Origin of the sequence: Longimicrobium sp., assembly GCF_035474595.1 — a bacterium.
In the GTDB taxonomy this organism is placed as follows: Bacteria; Gemmatimonadota; Gemmatimonadetes; order Longimicrobiales; family Longimicrobiaceae; genus Longimicrobium.
Genome location: NZ_DATIND010000070.1, coordinates 46,650 through 67,289, shown reverse-complemented (window position 1 = coordinate 67,289; position 20,640 = coordinate 46,650). Strand labels below are relative to the sequence as shown.

The window sequence follows — 20,640 nt, the reverse complement described above, 5'->3', positions numbered from 1 at the left end:
GCTGAGACGCTTCCGCGCACCGATTCCGGTGCGAAACAGGACGAAACGGCACGCCCGGAGCTCCCCTGGACGCTGGGCCTGCTGACGACCCCCGGTTTGAGGAGTCGGGCGAAGCCCAAGCACTGTTTTTTAGCATCCTGCTAAGGCGCGGGGAGAGGGCCCATCGGCGAGCACCGCCGCCGGATAAGCAAAGATGGCGCGCGGCTCATCGTAATTCCCGCGCACTCCCGCACTCCCGCACTCCCGCACTCCCGCACTCCCGCACTCCCGCACTCCCGCACTCCCGCACTCCCGCACTCCCGCACGCCCGCACTCCCGCACTCCCGCACTCCGCACTACCTTCCCGCGCATGCCGATCCTCGAGTCCGTCTACGCCGCCGGGGTGCGGGCGCTGCGGCCCGCGCTGCCGCTGCTCGCGCGCGGCGAGGGGAAGCTCGCGCGCGGCATCCGCGGGCGCGGGGGCGTGCTGGAGCGCATGGAGGCGTGGGCGCGCGCGCACCGCGATCCCGCGCGCCCCCTGGCCTGGTTCCACGCGCCCAGCGTCGGCGAGGGGCACCAGGCGCGCGCCGTCATCCAGTCGTTCCGCGCCCGCCGGCCGGACGCGCAGGTCGCGTACACCTTCTTCTCCCCCTCCGCCGAGGCGTTCGCGCGCACCGTACCCGCGGACTTCGCGGACTACCTCCCACTCGACGCTGCGCCCGATGTCCGCCGCGCGCTCGATGCGCTGCGCCCGGCGGTGATCGCGTTCTCCAAGTACGACGTGTGGCCCGTGCTCACCCGCGAGGCGGCGGCGCGCGGCATCCGCCTGGTGCTGCTGAGCGCCACGCTCCCCGCGCGGGCCGGGCGCCTGCGCGGGCCGGCCCGCGCGCTGCTCGCCCCCGCCTACGCGCGCCTGCACGCCGTCGCCGCCATCTCCGCCGACGACGCGGAGCGGTTCGCCCGCCTTGGCGTACCCTCGGAACGGCGGAGCGTGATGGGAGATGCCCGGTTCGACCAGGTGTGGCAGCGCGCGCGGGGAGTCGATCCGTCATCCCCGCTCCTCGCGCCGTTCGCGGGGTTCGACGGCATCACCCTGGTCGCCGGGTCCACGTGGCCGGAGGATGAGCGCCATCTCCTCCCCGCCGTCGCCGCGCTGGGCGGAGAGAAGCGAAGCGTTCGCCTCATCCTCGTCCCCCACGAGCCCACCGATGCGCATCTCGCATCGACGGAGCGGCGGCTGGACGAGATCGGCCTGGCGCACGCGCGGCTCTCGGCGCTCGACGCGATCTCCATCCCCCCCGTCGTGATCGTGGACCGCGTGGGCGTGCTGGGAGATTTGTATGCGCTCGCGGACGTGGCCCTCGTGGGCGGGGGATTCGGAAAGGCGGGGCTGCACTCGGTGCTCGAGCCGGCGGCGTTCGGCGCGCCGGTGATGTTCGGCCCGCGCCACGAGAACGCGCGCGAGGCCGCGGAACTGGTCGCCGCCGGCGGCGCCTTCGAGGTCGCCACCGCGGCCGACGCCGAGCGCATCCTGGGCGGCCTCGCGGACGTGTACGAGGTCCGCGTCCGCGCCGGCCAGCGCGCCCGCGCCTACGTGGAGGCGCATCCCGGAGCGGCGGAGCGCGGAGCGGCCATCGTCGAGCGGCTCATCGGCTGACGATTCGTCCCGGCGTTGCCCGTATACATCTGTTTGACGATTTTCCTCCAGTCCGATCTCACCATCTTTTTCCTGGCTACATCCATCCGATGAAGAGATTTGCCCTGGGCGCGCTGCTGGCCCTTGCCGCCTGCGACGGAGCCACGCACCCCCGGGATGCCGCGATCGCCGGGAAGTGGCTGTACCACGCCAACGTCGGCGCGTGCGACGTCACCGCGGTGCTCCGCATGTCGGAGACCGGCTCGACGGTGACCGCCGCGGTGCCTCCCGTGGCGGCGGGGTGCTCGGCGTCGTTCGGGTTCTTCTCGCTCCCCGCCGACTCGGCCGCAACGCTCAGCGGCCGCGTGTACGGCGACAGCGTGACCTTTACGCTCCGCGCGTGGGGATCGGAGCTGGTGCACACCGCGGCCGTGCAGGGCGACAGCATGAGCGGCACGGTGAGCGGGGCCGGCTGGCTCCCGGCCGGCATCCCCTCCACGCCCGGCACCTTCGGCGCGCGGCGCTACACCACCCAGGTGCTGCCGGACCGCTTCCGCATGGTGCTCACCGGCGCGGTGAACGACTCGCTGGAGGGGCGCACGCACGCCGACCAGTTCGGCCCGCTGTTCACCATGGACGACGGCACCGGCGCGGGCGGGCTGACGAAGCAGGTGAACGTCGGCGGCTTTCCGCTCACCCCGGGCACGTACCCCGTGTACGACCGCACCGTCCAGCGCGACTCCGTCACCGGCGGGGTGGTGTACCGCGGCGGCTTCTACCGCTTCCGCGACAGCACCGCCACCATCACCCGCGTCACCGGCGACGAGCTCGAGGGCACCTTCGACGTCACCGCTTACCTCACCAGCGACACCACCCGCAAGGTGCGCGTGCAGGGCGGCTTCCACCCGCACTACACGATCGTGCAGTAGCGCCCGAATGCCCGTGGTTCATGCGGTTGAAGCCTCGCGCGGTTTGCGAGGCTTTCCGTAGTTGTTGCCGCGGCTTCAGCCGCCTTCCACCGCCGCCTCATCTCCCGGCGGAGGCAGCGGCATACGAACAACGGCCCGCACCCCCAGCTTGGGATGCGGGCCGTCGCTACGTCGGGTCCACCGTGCCGCCACCTCCCGGCGGGGGCTGGCCTTCCTCCGGCGGCGGCTGGCCGGGCGGCGGCTGCGCCTGCTCCGGCGCCGAGGCCGCGTCCCGCGACTGCGCGGGGCCGCGCTCCGCCGTGCCGCCGCCTCCCGGCGGGGGCTGGCCGGTCGCCGCGGGCGGCGCCGGCTCGGTCTGTGGCGGGGCTGCCCGCGCCCCGTCCCGCTCCTCCTCCACGCCGCCGCCGCCCGGCGGAGGCGGGGGCGCCGTCTGCCCCGGCTGCGTGGAAGGCTGCGCGGGCGCCGGCTGCTCGGGGTTCGCGCGGCGCGGCTGCGGGTGCGGGTGCTCGCGCGGGCGGCCGTACTCCCACCGCCGCCGCACGTCCACCGTCACCTGGCGCCGCACGCGGAACAGGCCGCGCACCAGCGGGTCGCGCAGGATGGGCTCGGCCGCCGCGCGCAGGCTCAGCGTGGGCGACACCTGCCACTCCAGCGACGCGCCCAGCTGCGGCTGCCCCGTGAAGAGCTCCGCCACCTCGGCGTTCAGGTATACGTTCGAGACGATCTCCTTGCCGATCTCGATGGCCAGCTGGCTCAGGAAGTCCAGCCCGAAAGCGCCGCCTCCCGCGCCGGTGGCCGCCACGCCCGTGGCCGCCCGGGTGCGCACCCGCACGTAGTCCACCGCGCCGGTGCTCACCAGCGCGTTCTCGAGCTGCGCGGCCAGGTAGTTGGCCGCCGCCTCCTGCAGCACCAGCCCGCTCAGCAGCTCCTCGGGGTTGGCGCCCGCCTGGTCGCCGGTGCGGCCCAGCAGGAGGAGGGAGATGAGCTCGCTCTGCGACAGCGGCTGGCGGTTGCTGGTGGAGAGCTCCACCCGCGGCTCCTGCAGCGTTCCCGCCAGGTGCACCAGCACGGTGATGGGCTGCTCGGCCGTCCCGCCGCGCACCTGGTACGCCGCCGTCACGTCAAGCGACGGGTTGATCTCGGGGGTGCCGAAGAAGCGCACCACCCCCTGCTGGATGTCGAACTGACGGCGGATGGGGCCCACCACCAGCGTGTAGCTCCCGCGCACCGCGTCCAGCTCGCCGTAGATCAGGTTGGTGGCGCTCCCCGCCGGCCGGTCGATCACCAGCTGCCCGCGGATCTGGATGCGCGCGTCGGGCGACTGCAGCCACACGCTCTCGCCCACCGTCACCTGCAGCCCCTGGGGGATGAGCCCCGCCAGGATCATCTGCCCCGTGGTGGGCGCGGTGAGGGTGTCGCCGCCCAGCGCGCCCACGTCGGCGTTCTCGATGGCCAGCTCGCCCGGCGTGCTGATGGAGGGGATGTAGATGGTCCCGTCTTCCACCCGCAGCGTTCCGGTGACCACCACCGCGGGGATGCGGCCCGAGAGGCGCACCCGGGCGTTGGCCTGGATCTCGGCCAGGTCGGGGTTGTCGGCCACCTGGAAGTCGTCCATCCAGAGCGCCAGGTCCACCCGCGGGTGCGCGCCGTCGTCCAGCAGCACGGTGCCGTTCACGAACGCCCGCCCGTCGCGCCCGGTGTGCGCGGTCAGCGAGTCCACGCGGATGGTGTCGCCGTGCAGCGACAGGCGGCCGTTCACCTGGTCCCAGCGCGCCCCCAGCTGCACCAGCGTGAAGGCGCCGTTCTCCACCGCCGCGTCGCCGCCCACGGTGGGGTGCGCGGGGGTGCCGCCCACCACCACCCGCGCCCGCATCGTTCCCGAGCCGTTCTTCACGTACGCCGGCAGGCTCTGCGTCACCAGCCCCAGCGGCACCGAGTCGGCGTTGATGGTGGCCGTGAGCGGCTGGTCGCGCAGCACCTCGAAGCCGGGAACGATCCCGCCCAGCGAAAGGCGCATGGGGATGCTGGCCGTGGCGCTCACCACCTCGCGCCCCGCCACCCGCACGCCGGCGTTCACCGCCATCCGGTTGGGGGCGTAGCTGGCGTTGATCTGCAGCGAGTCGGACCGCACGCCGCCGTAGACCAGGGAATCGACCCGGGCGTTCACCGTCAGCCGCGGGTCGCTCACCTGCCCGTGGATCTCGGCGTCCAGCGACAGCGTGCCCTGCGCGTCGGGGAACGAGGGGAAGACGCGGCGCGCCTCGGCCAGGTCGATCCCCTCCATGTGCAGCCGGAAGTCGGCGTTCCCGCGCGGCGGCAGCGTTCCGTCGGCGGCGATCTGCCCGCCCACGCCCGGGCCGGTGCGGCGGAGGAGGAGGTTCTCCACCACCAGCCCCTGGTCGGGGTTCCAGGCCACCCGCGCGCGCTGCGCCAGCCGCCAGTCGGTGCCCGCGATGCGCAGCCCCAGGTTGTCGAGCACCGCGCCGCGCACCGCCAGCCCATCCATCTCCAGCGTCCCCGACGCGGTCAGGTCGGTCTGCGGGTCGCGCCGCGCCGAGAAGCCGAACGAGGCGCGGCCGGGCGTCAGGTTGGCCTCCAGCGTCAGCGCCTGCAGCTGCAGCGACCCCGCCTCCAGCCCCGTTCCCTCCAGCCGCGTGGTTCCCGTCCACCCCTGCGGCCCCTTCGCCCCCGCGAAGGTGAAGGTGAGGTTCCCGGCCGCGTACGTCCCGTAGCGGAAGCCGCGCGCCTGCCCCGCCGCGCCGACCGACGGGTTGCGCACCGTGCCGCTCACCGAGCCGTTCATCGCCACCGCCCCCGCCATCTCGGGAAGGGTGTCGGCGCCGGGGAGAAGCGGGCGCAGCAGCGCCAGGTTGGGCGCGGTCAGCGAGAAGGTGAGCGGCCCGGCGTTGCGCGTGAGCCCCAGCGTTCCCCGCGCCTGCGCGCGGAAGCCGCGCCCGGCGAAGAGGAGCGAGTCCACGCGCAGGATTCCGTCCCCCGCCGTGAGGTTGATCGTCCCCGCCGTCAGGGCGATGTTCCCCACCGTGGAGCCGGGCGCGGCGTTGAAGAACACGCGCCCGTTGAAGGTCTCCGGCGTGGTCCCCCGCCCGTCCAGCACCAGCGTTCCCGTCAGCCGCGTGCGCGGGAAGGCGGCCAGCCCGGGAAGCGCGCTCAGGTCCAGCCCGGCCACCTCGCCGCGGATGGAGTACGAGGCGACGGTCCCCGGCTGGTACCAGCCGTTCAGCGCGAACACCCCCTGCGGCCCGCGCAGGTTCACGTCGAAGCGGTACGGCTGGCGCCCCCCGCCCGAGAGGCGAATGGGGCCGCTGACCGCGCCCGGGAGCAGCGCCGGCTTCCCGAGGAGGACGCCGAGCTGGAAGTTGTCCACCCGGCCCGCCACGTCGAACTGCATGGGCCCGCCGCCCGGCCGGCGGATGTTCCCCGCGAGGTTGAAGTGCCCGGCCGCCTGCGAGAGGTCGACGGCGAAGCGGAAGCTCTCGGTGCTCCCCCGCGCCGAGAAGGTGCCGCTCACCGAGTCGGCCGCCTCGGGCGCGCCGGCCACCAGCGCGCCGGGGCGGAAGGCCGCCACCCGGCCCGAGACGTCGAAGGTGGGCACGGCGCCGCCCAGCCCCAGCGTTCCCCGCGCGGCCAGGCCGCCCGCGCTCCCGTTCAGGTCCACGTCGAAAGCCAGCTGTTCCGCCGTCCCCGCCACGTGGATCGGGCCGAAGAGCGTGGCCGAGCGGAAGGGGAGGCTGGGGAAGAGCTGCGTCAGCGTGGCCAGCGCCAGCGGGTCGGCGCGCGCGTCCAGCGAGAAGCGGAGCTTCGGATCCATCGACACCGTCGCCGAGATCCCGCGCAGCCGCGTCTCCGGCGCCGTGCCCACGGTGTACGCCAGGTCGCCGCCCTCGATGCGGAACTGGCGCATCGTCCCCGTCACCGTCGCCCCGCCGCGGATCACCCCGCGCAGCATGGTGTTCTGGGGGTAGATGGCGCGCAGGGTGGCCAGGTCCAGCGGGTTCGCGTCCACCCGCACGCCGTCGAAGCGCAGCCCCGCCGTACCGCCCACGCGCACCAGCCCGCGCGCGGTGATGGAGGATGCCGGCGCGTCCGCCGAGGTGCGCGGGACGAGCGTGGACGCCAGGTCGATGCGCAGCGCCCCGCCGCCGCGGCCGGAAAGCTCGTCCACGCTGGTCACGGTCCCGCGCACCTCGCCCGCGAACGGGGTGTGCTCCACGAACCCCAGCGTCTCCAGGTCGACCAGGCGCAGCGGCTCCAGCGTCAGCCGCGTGTCGCTGAACACCGGCTCCTGCCCCGGCGCGGTGATGGCCGTCAGGTGCCCCGACGCGCGCGAGTCCAGCACCGCCACCTGCGCGTCGGTCACCGTCCACCGCGTGCGGTTGTCGGCGAGCGTCTCGATCGCCAGCCCGAAGCGCGCCACGCCCTCGCGGGGAACGGCGAAGCCCATCCCCGCCAGGTCGCGCAGGTCCAGCGGGTGCGCGTGCAGGCGCAGGTCGTAGCGCGGGTTCGCGCCCGCCAGGTTCACCGTCCCCGCGCCGTCGAAGGCCGAGTGCGGCGTGCGGAACTCGCGGATGGCGAAGCGCAGGTTCTGCCGCGTGTCCTGGTCGAACCACCCCGCCAGCGCCTCGATGCGCGTGTCGGGGTTGGTCACGGCGGCCGAGAGCGACCCCACCTCCACCCGCCATCCCCCCTCGCCCTTCACGCGCACCAGGGCCAGGTTGCCGTCCAGGTTCTCCAGCGTGTGCACGGCCAGCCAGCGCCCGGCGTAGCGCACCCGCTCCGGCGGCCGTCCGGCAACGTACTTCGGCTGCGGGCCCGGCGGGGGCGCCGTGGTGGGCGTGGTGATGCGCGCGCGGCCGTCCACCAGGCGGATGCCGCGGAAGTCGAAGGTGCGCCCCTTCTGCGCCTCCTGCCCCGCCACCCCACGCACCGGCTGCCCCCCGGCCTCCACCGCGAAGATCTGCAGCGCGTTCCACTCCCCCTTCGCGTCCTGCGACAGGCGCAGGTAGGGGCGGACGATCTCGCCCTGGTCGAAGACGATGGCGCCGGTGCCACCCAGCGTGCTGGTGATGAGCCGCGCCCGGGCCAGCGGCGCGGAAAGGATGGTGTCGCGGTTGCGGTCCAGGAACGCCACCCGCCGCAGCGCGATGCGCAGCGTCCCGTCGGGCTCCACCCGCTCCAGCTCGAACGCCTGCTCGGGAAGCCCCAGCGCGATGCGCAGCCGCTCCTCGACCACGCGGTTGCGGGCGCGGTTCACCCAGGTGTACACGAACAGCGCCGACAGCACGAACCCCACGAGCGTCCCCAGCACGAGGAGGCCTACGCGGTCCAGGCGGAAGCGGCGGCGCCGTGCCATCCTAGAAGGTCTGTCCGATGGAGATGTGCACCGTCAGCCGGCTCCACAGCGACTTTCCGGTGATGGGCCGGAAGTCGTCGCTGACTTTTTCCACGATGTCGCCCTTCTCGTTGATGCGGTACAGCGGCCCGCGCGGCTGCCGGTACGGGTTGTAGCCCACGTCGAAGCGGATGGGCCCCACCGGCGTGGCCGCGCGCACCCCCACCCCCGGCGTGAAGCGGAACTGCGGGCTCACCAGCGTGGGGTCCACGGGGTCCCACACGCGGCCGCCGTCCACCCACACCGCGGCGCGCAGGTTGTACGTCGACACGCGGAAGGGCGCGGTCACCTCCACCGTGCCCACCACGATCTTGCGCCCGCCCACCGCGGAAAGGACGGTGTCGGACTTGGCCACGCGCACGGAATCGATCACCATCCCCCCCGCGTCGCGGATCGCGATCGTGGTGGAATCCGACCGCTCCCGCTCGGTGTAGACCACGGGGCCCAGCTCGTTTCTCCGGAACCCCCTCACCGTGGTGGCGCCGCCGCCGTAGAACAGCTTCTGCGGGGGGATGAAGCCCTGGCTGCTGTCCAGCAGGCCCTCGAAGAACGATCCCGCCATCAGCCGCAGCTGCAACACCAGCCCGCCGCTCCCCAGCGGGCGGTAGACGGTCCCGTCGCCCAGGAAGCGCAGGTACTTGTCCTGGGAGCCCAGGACCGTGCCGGCCAGGTCGCTTCCCACGCGGAACTGGTATCCGCCCACGGGGAACGGGTCCAGCCGCACCCGGGTGCGCACCACGCCGGTGGAGATGTTGTTGGACCAGCGCGCGTGCTTCAGCGTGTCGATCTCCTCGCGCGTGCACACCTCGTACACCACGCAGAAGAAGATGTCGTGCGCGTTGGTGCTCCCGCGCTCGACCGTGTAGGTGGTGGAGAAGATGGTTCCCGGCCCCAGGTCGCGCACCACGCCCAGCTGCCCGCCCCGGTCGCGGCGCACGTACAGCCCCAGCTCGGAGATCTGCTCGGCATACGCGGTCAGTGCCACGCTGTTGCGCGTGCCGAACAGCCGCGGCTGCAGGAAGTCCGCGGCCAGCCGGTAGTTCAGCGCCCCCGCGATCGCCGTGTCGACGGCGTCGGACAGCGTGTCGAGCTCGAAGGCGCGGCAGAGGATCGATTTCTCCAGCCCCGCGTCCAGCCCGCGCCCCACGCCGATCTTGGAGAGCGAGCCGGTGAGCGTCAGCCGCCGCGCGCCGCCCAGGAAGTTGCGGTCGGTGTGCTGCACCCCGGTGCGGAAGCAGTCCAGCGTGCCGTAGCCGGCCGACGCGTCCACCGCGTAGCGCGGCGCCTCGGCCACGCGCACCAGCACCGTGCTGCCGATGCTGTCGCGCGCCAGCTCGGCCGAGTCCGGCGTCACCTGCAGCGACTCGGGCGCCACCTCCACCGTGGCGTAGCGCACCAGCTCCAGGTCGTACAGGTTGCGCTGGCTGCGCAGCAGCTCGCGCGAGCGCAGCCGCTGCCCCTCGTGGAAGGTGATCTGGTGGCGGGCCGTGCGCTCGCTCACGCGGTCCAGCCCGTCGAACAGCACCGTGTCGACGGTCACCACCGGCCCGGGCGCGGCCTGCAGGTTCACGTCGGCCACGTCGGCGATGGTGTCGATCTGGTAGTTGCGCAGCACCTGCGCGTAGGGGTGCCCCGCGTCCAGCAGCGCGTTGCGCACGCTGTCGACCGTGGCCAGGAAGGCGTTGCGGCGGAAGGGCTGGTCCACCTTCAGCGGCAGCTTCGCGATCAGCGAGTCGTGCGCCAGCACGCCCTCGATCCCCGTCACGTCCAGCGAGCGCAGCGTCACGCGGTCGCCGGGGAACACGTTCAGGCGCACGTCCACCTGGTCGTCCGGCGCCTCGTCCACGGTGGGCACCACGCGGGTGCCGTAGTAGCCATCGTCGCGGAAGACCAGGTCGATGCGCACCACGTCGCGCGCCAGCACCGCCATGTCCAGGCGGTGCTTCTCGCGGCGGCCGATGACGGGGAGGCACACGGGAAGGAGCCCCAGCGTGCGGCAGCGGCTGGGGCGCGTGGCGATCACGCGCAGCAGCGAGTCGCGCGGGACCTCCTTCAGGTCGCCCTGCAGGGTGACCTTGCGGATCTCGCGCCCCTGGTACTGCTGCAGCCCGGGAAACGGGCTCCCGGCGCGGGCGCCGCCGGTGGCGCAGGCGGCCAGCGCGAAGAGCGCGCACAGCAGCGCCGCCGCGCGGAAGCAGGCCGTCGGGAGTGGGGTGCCGCGCGCGGGGCGTGCGAGCATCTGGCGTGGCTCGGGTTTTCGGGGCAAAGCCGCGTTGCCTCCGCCGGGCAGACCGGCGGAACAGCGGGCGGGGAATCTACACCGGTGCGGCGGCGGATCAAATCGCCCCGCGGCTTTAAACGCACGGACCACCGCGCATCCGCCGTGCCAAGCGCATCCGGCCCGACGCGCGGCGCCTTCACGGCGTCACCCATCTCCTCGATCCAGACCGCTTTCGGGGACGGCGATCCGCCCATTCCTTCCGATCTCCAGACACGCGAGCGTCCCATCCCCCTGCATATGAAAAGATGAAGAATCACACGGAGGGAACGGAGGAAACGGAGAGCTCATCGCGGTCCTCCGTTCCCTCCATTCCCTCCGTGTGAGATTTTCCGGATCTCCCGAACGCACGAAGGGCGGCCTCCGCAGAGTCGCGGAGGCCGCCCTTCATCTATCCGTTATCCCCGGCGGACACCAGCTGTCCACGGGAGATGGGGGATCACCCCACCTTGAGCAGCTTGGCCAGCTCCTCGGGGGAGAGCTCCTTGCCGGCGCGGGCGCCCATGCGGCGTCCGCGGCTGGCCTTCTGCTCCTGGATGGTCGGCGGCAGCTCCACCACCGACTCCTGCCCCTCGGTCTCCGGCGCGTGAAAGCTGAAGCCGGGAACGTGCACGCGGGCGATGCGGTACCCGAGCAGGTGCTCCACCGCCGCCACGTCGCCGATCTCGCCGCCCGACATGAAGGTGATGGCCACGCCCTTCTCGCCCGCTCGCGCCGTGCGGCCCACGCGGTGCACGTACCCCTCGGGGTCCTTGGGCGCGTCGAAGTTGATCACGTGGCTGATCCCCTCCACGTCGATCCCGCGCTGCGCCACGTCGGTGGCGATCAGCACCTTCACGCTGCGCTCGCGGAACGACTCCAGCGCGCGGACGCGCTGCGCCATGTTCCGGTCGCTGTGCATCACCTCCACCTGCAGCCCCTCGCGGGTCAGCTGGGTGGCCAGCCGGTCGGCGCCGAACTTGGTGCGCACGAACACCAGCGCGCTCTCCACCTCTTCCTGCTTCAGGATGCGCTTCAGCAGCTCCGGCTTTTCGCGGCCCTCGACCGGGTAGACGAACTGCTCCACGCCCTCGGCGGTGGTCACCTTCGGCGCCGCCTCGACGGTGACGGGGTCGCGCAGCATCTCGTACGCCAGCGACTTCACCGAGTTCGGCATGGTGGCCGAGAAGAACAGCGTCTGCCGCTGCACGGGCACGCGGCGCAGGATCTGGTCGATCTGCGGCTTGAAGCCCATGTCCAGCATGCGGTCGGCCTCGTCCAGCACCAGCACCTCGATCTCGCTGAGGTCGATGTTGGCGCGCTCGATGTGGTCGATCAGCCGCCCGGGGGTGGCCACCAGGATCTCGATGCCGGCGCGCAGGTCGCGCAGCTCCTTCTCCAGCGGCACGCCGCCGTAGACCACGCTCACGAACAGCTCGGTGTTGCGCGCGTAGTCCTTGGCGCTCTCGGCCACCTGGATGGCCAGCTCGCGGGTGGGGCACACGATCAGCGCGCGGAGGCCTTCCTTGCCGCGCAGCCGGTTCAGCGTGGGGAGCATGAAGGCGGCCGTCTTGCCGGTGCCCGTGGGGGCCCGGCCCAGCACGTCGCGTCCTTCGAGGGCGGCGGGAATCGCCTGCTGCTGGATGGGGGTGGGGATCACGTAGCCGAGCTCGGCCACGTTTCGCACCAGCTCGGGTGCGAGGTTCAGCTCATCGAATCGCATTCTGTTCCTTGTGTGCCCGGGCTCACATTTCCGGGTCCCTGTGGTTGGCGCGCGGCGGCCGATCCGCCCTTTCGCGTATGCTCGCGCCCTTGGATTGGAAAATCGCGTCTTGCACTGCCTGCATCCGGCGTCCGCGGTGCGGCCTCTCCCTCCTGCGGGCAGGTCGCTCTGCATCGGTTCGGAACGTTCCGGAATGCAAACCTCGTAATTTAACCAATCTTCACGATTTACGCCACCAGTCGGGTCCCGTCCGTCTACATCCGGGCGGTTCCGACGCAGCCGCGCACTCCCCCAAGATCCATTTTTCAGCGATGGGATGGACGGGCCGAACTACGTCCGGCGCGTACGAATTCCGCAACTCCGGCGGGGTGATGGAGATGGAGAACCGGGCGGCAGGAATGCGCCACCGCGGGTGCAAAGAATCCCGAATTCCCGCCGTACCCGAGATAAACCGAAAGATAGGAATACCAAGCACTTACGCTTGTGAAAATCTTCCCGAAAGAAAACTCTTGACCGGCTCCGCCGGCGTGGCTATCCTTGCCTTCAGTGCAGCGCGACGGTCATTCCGGGGACGCCCGGGAGCCGCGCCGGCGAACCGAAAGGAGAGCCGGGTCACGCGGAAAAGGCCGGAGATGCTGCGCCTGGTCGGTGGGACCGACCGGAGGGCTGAAACCCAGGACGTTGCTGTTGCGCCGCGTCGGCGGGCGAAAGCCGGCCGAACGGGGCCCAGAGGAGCCGGGTGGTGAACCCGGGGGTCGGGCGGAAGCCCGAAGCGACAGCCTCTCCAGAAGCCCGAAGGACCAGACCTTCGAGAGGAACCACCGAACCAGTGGGGCGGCGCCCGTCGAAAGACGCGGCGCCGCTCTCTTTTTGTATCCCTCATCCCGATCCGCGTCCCGACCCGCCGCGCCCGAGTGGTGTATCAACCCCCGGTCCGTGCCTTCTCCCCGCGTCCGGTTGTTGCATCCGCGCCTGCGATGCGTGGTGGCGGGCGGCACGGGCGCGGATTAAGTTACGGCGTTTTGTCCGCCTTCCGCCGCGAAAACGCAGTCGGAAGGCGGGCGTTCAGGCGCGCCCGCAAGGGCGCGTCCGCACGAGGGGTTAACCGTCCCATGGCAGATCTCCGCGAGTTCCACGGCCCCAACGCGGGCTACGTGCTGGAGCAGTACGAGCGGTACCTGCGCGATCCGCAGTCGGTGGACGCGCAGTGGCAGGCATATTTCCGCGGCTTCACGCCGGCCGACCTCGAGGCCGCGGCCTCCTCGTCCCCCGCCGCCGGCGCCGCTCCGCGCGCGGCCGCGCCGGGGATCGACGTGCGCAAGCTGGTGGCGGCGCGCGAGATGTCGCGCACCATCCGCACGCGCGGGCTGACCGCCGCGCGGCTGGACCCGCTGGGCTCCGAGCCGCGCCCCGACCCGGCACTGGCGCTGGAGAGCTACGGCCTGACCGAGGCGGAGCTGGAGTCGCTCCCCGCGGCGGTCGTGCTGGGCCACGATCCCCGCTCGCCCAACCTGCTGGCCGAGGTCCGCCGCCTCCGGCAGATCTACAGCGGGAGCGTGGGCTACGACTACCACCACATCCCCAACGCGGAAGAGCGCGCCTGGCTGCGCGAGGCCATCGAGTCGGCCCGCTTCGCCCAGCCGCTGCCGGCCGGGCGCAGGAAGGACATCCTCCGCCGGCTGAGCCAGGTGGACGGCTTCGAGCGCTACCTGCACCGCACCTTCTTCGGGCAGAAGCGCTTCAGCATCGAGGGGACCGACGCCATGGTTCCCATGCTCGACGAGGTGGTGCGCGAGGCCGCCGGAAAGGGCGGGCGCGAGGTGCTGATCGGGATGGCGCACCGCGGCCGCCTGAACGTGCTCACCCACGTCCTGGGCAAGCCGTACGCGATGATGCTGGCCGGCTTCCAGAGCGCGCAGCTGGCCCCCGGCGCCGAGGACCAGCAGAACACCGACGAGCCGTCGGGCGACGTGAAGTACCACATGGGGTGGGATTCGGAGACCGAGGTGGACGGCCGCCCGATCCGCGTCACCCTGTCTCCGAACCCCAGCCACCTGGAGTTCGTGAACCCGGTGGTGGTGGGGATGACGCGCGCCTCGCAGGACGACACCACGCACCCGGGCCCGCCCACGCTGGACCACGACGCGGCCATCGCGGTGCTGATCCACGGCGACGCGGCCTTCCCCGGGCAGGGAACGGTGGCCGAGACGCTGAACATGAGCGGGCTGCGCGGCTACGCCGTGGGCGGCACGCTGCACGTGATCGCCAACAACCAGATCGGCTTCACCACCGACCCCGAAGAAGACCGCTCCACGCGCTGGGCCAGCGACCTGGCCAAGGGATTCGAGATCCCCATCGTGCACGTGAACGCCGACGACGTGGAGGCGTGCCTGGCCGTCACCCGCCTGGCCTTCGCCTACCGCGAGACCTTCGGCAAGGACTTCGTCATCGACCTGGTGGGCTACCGGCGCTGGGGGCACAACGAGGGCGACGAGCCGCTCTTCACCCAGCCGGTGATGTACGAGGCCATCCGCACCCACCCCACCGCGCGCGAGGTGTACGCCAGGCGGCTGGTGGACGAGGGGGTGGTGAGCGCGGACGAGGCCGAGGCGATGGCGAAGGCGGTGGCCGACGAGCTGGCCCGCGCGCTGGAGTCGCTGGGCGGCGGCGCGCCGCACCACGAGGAAGACGACGAGCATTCGCGCGAGGGGCACCGCCGCGACCCGCTGCAGACCGGCGTGGCCGCCGAACGCCTGCGCGAGCTGAACGAGGCGCTGCTGCAGCGGCCGGAGGGCTTCGCGCCCAACGCGCGACTCGACAAGAACGTGCTGCAGAAGCGCCGCGACGCGCTGGACGCCGCCCAGCCGGCCATCGACTGGGGGCACGCCGAGGCGCTGGCGTTCGCCTCGCTGGTCAGCGAGGGCGTGCCGATCCGGCTGACCGGGCAGGACGCGGAGCGGGGCACCTTCAGCCACCGCCACGCGGTGCTGCACGACGCGAAGACGGGGGCCAGGCTGAACCCCCTGCAGACGCTGCCGCAGGCCACGGCCAGCTTCGAGATCCACAACTCGCCGCTCTCGGAGATGGCGGTGGTGGGCTTCGAGTACGGCTACTCGGTGCGCGACCCGCAGGCGCTGGTGCTGTGGGAGGCGCAGTTCGGCGACTTCGCCAACGGCGCGCAGGTGATGGTGGACCAGTACCTGGCCGCCAGCTACCAGAAGTGGGGGCAGACGTCGGGGCTCACGCTCCTCCTCCCCCACGGCTACGAAGGGCAGGGGCCGGAGCATTCCAGCGCGCGGCTGGAGCGCTACCTCCAGCTCTGCGCGCAGGACAACATGCGCGTGGTCTACCCCACCACCAGCGCGCAATTCTTCCACCTGCTGCGGCGACAGGCGGCGTTCCTGGGAAGCGAGCCGCGCCCGCTGGTGGTGATGAGCCCCAAGAGCCTGCTCCGCCACCCGTACGCCGCGTCCACGCTGGAGCAGCTCGCGTCCGGCACCTTCAACCCGGTGCTGGTGGACCAGCCGTTCGGCGGCAGCGGCGAAGAGGTGACGCGCCTGGTCCTCTGCAGCGGCAAGGTGTACGTGGACCTGGTCGGCACGGGCGACGAGCAGCGCGCGGACCGGCTGTCGATCGAGGGGGTGGACCGCGTGGCCGTGGCCCGCGTGGAGGAGCTGTATCCCTTCCCCGCCGAGGAGATCGGCGAGGTGCTGGCGCGCTTCCCCGGCGTGCGCGAGGTGGTGTGGGTGCAGGAGGAGCCGCGCAACATGGGCGCGTGGACCTTCGTGGAGCCGCGCCTGCGCGAGGTGCTGGGCGAGCTTCCGCTGCGCTACGAGGGCCGGGCCGAGCGCGCCAGCCCCGCGGAAGGGTACGCGCACCGCCACGCCGCCGAGCAGACGCGCATCGTGCGCGCCGCGCTGTCGGGCGCGCCGCGGCTGGAAGAAGCGAAGAGATAGGGACAGGGGACAGGGGATAGGGACGGCGTCGCGAGACGCGATGGCATTTCCATCTCCATCCCCCTTCCCTGTCCTGTTCCGGCGAGTCCTCTGAAGGATGATGAGGATCGGCGCGTGAGAATCGCGTCGCTGCAGCGAAGTGAGATGAAGGGTCGGGGCGTCCCGCGCGATGAGTTCGTGCTGTCCCTGTTCCCTGTCCCCTGTACCCTGGGTTCTAGAGATGCCGGTTGAGATCCGCGTTCCGCCGCTGGGCGAGTCCGTCGTAGAGGCCACCGTCGGCCGCTGGAGCAAGCAGCAGGGCGACGCCGTGAAGAAGGACGACGTGCTGGTGGAGCTCGAGACCGACAAGATCACGGTCGAGGTGGCCGCCCCCGCCGACGGAACGCTGGGCGCGATCCGCAAGAACGAGGGCGACACCGTGGGCGTGAACGAGCTGCTGGCCGAGATGGAGGCCGGCGCCGCCGCCCCCGCCGCCGCGGAAGAGGGCCACGTGGCCAGCGTCCGCTACGAGGAGAAGGCGGGCGCCGCCGCTCCGGCCGAATCCGCCCCGGCGGCAACCGCCACCGCCACCGCCGAGGCCGGCTCGGCCGACGCGCCGACCTCGCCCGCGGCGCGCGCGATCGCCGCGGAGCACGGGATCGACCTGGCGTCGGTGCGCGGCTCGGGGCCGAACGGCCGGGTGACCAAGGAAGATGTGCTGAAGCGCATCGAGGACGGCCGCACGGCCGCCGGCGCGCCGCAGCGCGAGTCTGCCCCCGCGCAGCCCGCCGCGCCCACGGCCAAGCCGGCGACTCCCGCGCAGCCCGCCGCGGCGACGCCGGCCCCGTCGGTGAACGGCGACCGGCCGGAGGAGCGCCAGCGGATGTCGCGCCGGCGGCAGACCATCGCACGGCGGCTGCTGGACGCGCAGCACTCCACGGCCAGCCTGACGACGTTCAACGAGATCGACCTGCAGCAGGTGATGGAGCTGCGGAAGCGGCGGCAGGACGAGTTCGTGAAGAAGCACGGGGTGAAGCTGGGCTTCATGTCGTTCTTCACCAGGGCGGTGATCGGCGCGCTGAAAACCTTCCCGCGGCTGAACGCCGAGATCCAGGGCGACGAGATCGTCCTCAAGCACTACTACGACATCGGCATCGCGGTAGGCGCGGAGGAAGGGCTCGTCGTTCCCGTCATCCGCAACGCCGACCGCAGGAGCTTCGCGGAGCTGGAGAAGGAGATCGGCGAGCTGGGGAAGAAGGCGCGCGAGGGGAAGCTGACGCTCGACGAGCTGCAGGGCGGCACCTTCACCATCACCAACGGCGGCACCTTCGGCTCCATGCTCTCCACGCCGATCCTGAACCCGCCGCAGGTGGGCATCCTGGGGATGCACAACATCGTGGAGCGCCCGGTGGTGGTGAACGGCGAGATCACGATCCGCCCCATCATGTTCGTGGCCCTCACCTACGACCACCGCATCGTGGACGGCAGCGAGGCGGTGCGCTTCCTGGTCACGGTGAAGCAGCTGCTGGAAGACCCGATCAACATGCTGATCGAGGGGTGAGGCGGGTTTCGGATGGCTTGACGAAGTGCGGGAGTGCCGCTTGCACGCCCGCACTTCTCCGCATCGACCCGAAAGCAAGTCCGGACGAATGGCTGATCGGAACGCGGGCGATGCAGGCCGGGTTCCGGGCGCGCTCCGCCTGCTCTACGCGGTGTTCGGCGTGGGCAGGATGGCGGCGGAGTTCCTGAACACCACAGGGTGGGTATGCGGGCGGCGATCGCGCTGCTGTACATGGCCGTGACGGGCGCGTGCCGGACGGGTGGGAGAAACGACGCGGGCGCGCTCACGCGGACTTCCGTGAGCTAGGAAAGGGGAACCGGAGGGATCGATGCTCTTGCCGGATCGCGACGAGCCAGCTGACGAAATCGTGCCGGGCCTGATCGGGTCCCTGAATCCGCGGCTGCCGTCCACGCGGGACAGTGAGCCGCCGATGCCCGCGCGGACGCCGCCACCGACGCAGGTCGTTTCCCGTGCGGTCGATCCCGAGGTGGGATCGACGCGGCTGGTGTTGTTCCTGGCCTGGTTCGTTTTCGTGGTCGCGCAGGAGCCCGGGATTGTGGAGTCCGCACTCCTGTACCTGGTGGTCTGGATGGTTCCCGCCAAGGTGCTCGACCAGCTGGTTCCCAAGCGCCTGAAGCGAGCCACGACGATCCAGTCGGACTCCGGCGATACGTGGATCACGCGCGTCCCGTCGATCCGCGCGGAAGCCGATCGAAGCCCCGTCCGGCTGCCGTTCCGGGTGATGTCGGCGGTGGTCGCGCTGGTCTTCATGCTGCCGGCGATGATTCCGATCAACGATCTGCAGCTCTTCGAACGGATTGCCTTCTTCCTGGGCGGGATGGTGTTTGGCGGGATCGCGCTGGTGCCGGGTGGGGACCTGAAGCGGATGGTTCCGCGGTTCTCGTCGCACCCGCGGCTTCCCGCCCCGGGTGACGACGCCGGCGCCGGCTGATGGCGGTTGGGCAGGTTCCTGAGAACTCGATCGAGGGATTGAAGATAGATGGCTGACGAGAAGACGTTCGACCTGGTGGTGCTGGGCTCGGGGCCCGGCGGCTACGTCGCGGCGATCCGCGCGGCGCAGCTGGGGTTCAAGACGGCGTGCATCGAGAAGGAGCCGGCGCTGGGCGGCACCTGCCTGCGCATCGGCTGCATTCCCAGCAAGGCCCTGCTGGACAGCTCCGAGCTGTTCGAGCAGATCCGCCACAAGGCAAAGGACCACGGGATCCAGGTGGCCGAGCCCGCCATTGACGTCCCCGCGCTGCACAAGCGCAAGGACGGCGTGGTGAAGGGGCTCACCGACGGCGTGGCGTACCTGTTCAAGAAGAACAGGATCGAGTGGATCCGCGGCTTCGGCCGCCTCACCTCACCCGAGACGATCGAGGTGACCTCGGCCGATGGCGCGGCGACGACGGTCCGGGCGAAGAACATCGTCCTGGCTCCGGGCTCCGTTCCGGTGGAGCTGCCCTTCCTGAAGTTCGACCACGAGCGGATCATCGACTCCACCGGCGCGCTCTCCATCCCCCAGGTCCCCGGCCACCTGGTGGTCGTGGGCGGCGGAGTGATCGGGCTGGAGCTGGGGAGCGTGTGGCTGCGGCTGGGCGCGAAGGTGACGGTGCTCGAGGCCATGCCCAGCATCCTCCCGGGGATGGACGGCGAGGTGGTGAAGACCGCCGACCGCATCCTGCGCAAGCAGGGCTTCGACATCCGCACCGGCCGGCGCGTCTCCGGCGCCGAGCGGAAGGGCGACAAGGTCGTGGTCTCGGTCGAGGGCGCGGAGCCCATCGAGTGCGACTACCTGCTCGTGGCCGTCGGCCGGCGCGCGTACACCGAGGGGATGGGATTCGAGGAGCAGGGAATCCGGATGGAGCGCGGCGTCATCCAGGTGGACGAGCGCTACCACACCGGCGTCGCGAACATCTACGCCATCGGCGACGCGATCGGCGGGCGGATGCTGGCGCACAAGGCCGAGGAGGAGGGCGTTGCCGCCGTCGAGTTCGCGGCCGGCAAGCACGGGCACGTGAACTACGACGCGGTCGCCAACGTCGTCTACACCTGGCCGGAGATCGCCTCGGTGGGGATGAGCGAGGAAGAGGCGAAGGCCGCCGGGCACGAGTACAAGGTGGGCAAGTTCCCCTTTTCCGCGAACGGGCGCGCCAAGGCGATGGCGGAGCAGGACGGCTTCGTGAAGGTGATCGCCGACGCGAAGACGGACCGCATCCTGGGGATGCACCTGCTGGGGCCGCGCGCGTCGGACATGATTGCCGAGGCGGCGCTGGCGGTGGAGTTCCAGGGCTCGGCCGAGGACGTGGCGCGGACGGTGCACGCGCACCCCACGCTTCCCGAGGCGGTGAAGGAGGCGGCGCTGGCGGTGGCGGGGCGCGCCATCCACATTTAGCCGCCGCAGCACAGGCGAGGAGGTTTTCCTGCCCGGTGGGTGGGATTCCGACCGGGATCGCATGGCGCCGCCGCTCGATTGCGGAAGCGACCCTGCGCAGGGGAACCTCCCCATCGCCTGAAATCGACGACCCCGACATCCCGAACATGGAAACCAGTCTCCATCTGACCCAGGAAGACGCGGGCCTCCTCCGCGAGGTCATCGCCCACTACCTGAGCGAGCTCCACAGCGAGATCGCGCACACCGACAACTACGACCTGCGCGAGACGCTGCACGGAAAGCAGCACCGCCTGAACGCGCTCATGGAGCAGCTCGGCAGCTCCTGAGCAGTCCCGCAGCATCAACGGACGAAGACGCCGCGTCCCCAAAGCCGGGAACGCGGCGTTTCGTCGCGAGCGACAATTCGTGCTGGCTTGACGAAGGAACGGAATGTCTGTATTATTCTTGCAACACAAGTTGGTATATGCGGCTGACGACAAGAGCCCCCGGGCTCTGCCAGGTTTACCTGGCTAGTCAGCCGCGATTTTTTTGCCCCGCTCAGTAGTACAGCATCGTACCCCGCCTCCACACATCGAACTCCGACTGGACCTTGTCGCGGACAAGGTCGTACGCGGAGCAGTCGCCCCGCTCCCATTTCCGCGCGATCGCCCAGCAGCAGTAGTCCGCGACCTGCAGGCACGGCTCGCTCTGCGCGCTCCACGACGCGGTGTGGTAGTGGACCGTGGGCGTCACCTGCCTCACCACGTCCTTCACGGCGTCGTGCATCAGTCTCCGCTTCTTCCTGGTCCCGAGCGACGCGCCCACCACCAGCAGCT

The 20,640-nt window shown here is 71.4% G+C and carries 11 protein-coding genes; 7 read left to right on the top strand and 4 right to left on the bottom strand.

Translation table 11 applies throughout. The features are described 5' to 3' along the window. Nucleotides 1–349: 349 nt before the first annotated feature. Both VLK66_RS12400 and VLK66_RS12395 read left to right on the top strand, forming a co-directional pair. Complete coding sequence (locus tag VLK66_RS12400; RefSeq protein ID WP_325309738.1) at nt 350–1,636, top strand: 3-deoxy-D-manno-octulosonic acid transferase; 1,287 nt, start codon at nt 350–352, stop codon at nt 1,634–1,636. A gap of 89 nt (nt 1,637–1,725) precedes the next feature. Then, nucleotides 1,726–2,544 carry a hypothetical protein gene (locus tag VLK66_RS12395; protein ID WP_325309737.1) on the top strand — a complete coding sequence of 273 codons (819 nt, stop codon included), beginning with the start codon at nt 1,726–1,728 and terminating at the stop codon, nt 2,542–2,544. Nucleotides 2,545–2,710: 166 nt separating this feature from the next. Here the strand turns inward: VLK66_RS12395 and VLK66_RS12390 are convergent, their stop codons facing one another. The 3 genes from VLK66_RS12390 to VLK66_RS12380 all read right to left on the bottom strand — a co-directional run bounded on the left by VLK66_RS12390 (nt 2,711) and on the right by VLK66_RS12380 (nt 11,934). After that, a complete protein-coding gene (locus VLK66_RS12390) occupies nt 2,711–7,915 on the bottom strand; it encodes a translocation/assembly module TamB (protein WP_325309736.1) in 5,205 nt (1,734 codons plus the stop codon). Between the two features lies 1 nt (nt 7,916). Then, a complete protein-coding gene (locus tag VLK66_RS12385) occupies nt 7,917–10,193 on the bottom strand; it encodes a BamA/OMP85 family outer membrane protein (protein ID WP_325309735.1) in 2,277 nt (758 codons plus the stop codon). Nucleotides 10,194–10,671: 478 nt separating this feature from the next. Then, on the bottom strand, nt 10,672–11,934 hold the full coding sequence (locus VLK66_RS12380) for a DEAD/DEAH box helicase (protein WP_325309734.1): 1,263 nt from the start codon (nt 11,932–11,934) through the stop codon (nt 10,672–10,674). A gap of 1,112 nt (nt 11,935–13,046) precedes the next feature. On the opposite strand from VLK66_RS12380, the gene VLK66_RS12375 reads away from it, so the two are divergent. From VLK66_RS12375 to VLK66_RS12355, 5 genes are all read left to right on the top strand, one after another. Beyond that, nucleotides 13,047–15,890 carry a 2-oxoglutarate dehydrogenase E1 component gene (locus VLK66_RS12375; protein ID WP_325309733.1) on the top strand — a complete coding sequence of 948 codons (2,844 nt, stop codon included), beginning with the start codon at nt 13,047–13,049 and terminating at the stop codon, nt 15,888–15,890. A gap of 220 nt (nt 15,891–16,110) precedes the next feature. Then, the gene (gene odhB / locus VLK66_RS12370) at nt 16,111–17,430 is read left to right on the top strand and encodes a 2-oxoglutarate dehydrogenase complex dihydrolipoyllysine-residue succinyltransferase (RefSeq protein ID WP_325309732.1); all 1,320 of its coding nucleotides are present in this window, start codon (nt 16,111–16,113) and stop codon (nt 17,428–17,430) included. Between the two features lie 328 nt (nt 17,431–17,758). Beyond that, nucleotides 17,759–18,382, top strand: a complete 624-nt coding sequence (locus tag VLK66_RS12365; protein WP_325309731.1) for a hypothetical protein — start codon at nt 17,759–17,761, stop codon at nt 18,380–18,382. 48 nt (nt 18,383–18,430) lie between these two features. Further along, nucleotides 18,431–19,825: a dihydrolipoyl dehydrogenase gene (gene lpdA, locus VLK66_RS12360; protein WP_325309730.1), complete on the top strand. Its 1,395-nt coding sequence runs from the start codon at nt 18,431–18,433 to the stop codon at nt 19,823–19,825. Between the two features lie 146 nt (nt 19,826–19,971). Next, on the top strand, nt 19,972–20,151 hold the full coding sequence (locus VLK66_RS12355; protein ID WP_325309729.1) for a hypothetical protein: 180 nt from the start codon (nt 19,972–19,974) through the stop codon (nt 20,149–20,151). Nucleotides 20,152–20,362: 211 nt separating this feature from the next. On the opposite strand, the gene VLK66_RS12350 is transcribed toward VLK66_RS12355, so the two are convergent. Beyond that, nucleotides 20,363–20,590, bottom strand: coding sequence for a hypothetical protein (locus VLK66_RS12350; protein WP_325309728.1), 228 nt, complete (start codon nt 20,588–20,590; stop codon nt 20,363–20,365). Nucleotides 20,591–20,640 lie beyond the last annotated feature (50 nt).

Coding starts and splice junctions, on each gene's coding strand:
- VLK66_RS12400 (WP_325309738.1), top strand. CDS start 350: ATGCCGATCCTCGAGTCCGTCTACGCCGCCGGGGTGCGGGCGCTGCGG.
- VLK66_RS12395 (WP_325309737.1), top strand. CDS start 1,726: ATGAAGAGATTTGCCCTGGGCGCGCTGCTGGCCCTTGCCGCCTGCGAC.
- VLK66_RS12390 (WP_325309736.1), bottom strand. CDS start 7,915: ATGGCACGGCGCCGCCGCTTCCGCCTGGACCGCGTAGGCCTCCTCGTG.
- VLK66_RS12385 (WP_325309735.1), bottom strand. CDS start 10,193: ATGCTCGCACGCCCCGCGCGCGGCACCCCACTCCCGACGGCCTGCTTC.
- VLK66_RS12380 (WP_325309734.1), bottom strand. CDS start 11,934: ATGCGATTCGATGAGCTGAACCTCGCACCCGAGCTGGTGCGAAACGTG.
- VLK66_RS12375 (WP_325309733.1), top strand. CDS start 13,047: ATGGCAGATCTCCGCGAGTTCCACGGCCCCAACGCGGGCTACGTGCTG.
- odhB (WP_325309732.1), top strand. CDS start 16,111: ATGCCGGTTGAGATCCGCGTTCCGCCGCTGGGCGAGTCCGTCGTAGAG.
- VLK66_RS12365 (WP_325309731.1), top strand. CDS start 17,759: ATGCTCTTGCCGGATCGCGACGAGCCAGCTGACGAAATCGTGCCGGGC.
- lpdA (WP_325309730.1), top strand. CDS start 18,431: ATGGCTGACGAGAAGACGTTCGACCTGGTGGTGCTGGGCTCGGGGCCC.
- VLK66_RS12355 (WP_325309729.1), top strand. CDS start 19,972: ATGGAAACCAGTCTCCATCTGACCCAGGAAGACGCGGGCCTCCTCCGC.
- VLK66_RS12350 (WP_325309728.1), bottom strand. CDS start 20,590: ATGCACGACGCCGTGAAGGACGTGGTGAGGCAGGTGACGCCCACGGTC.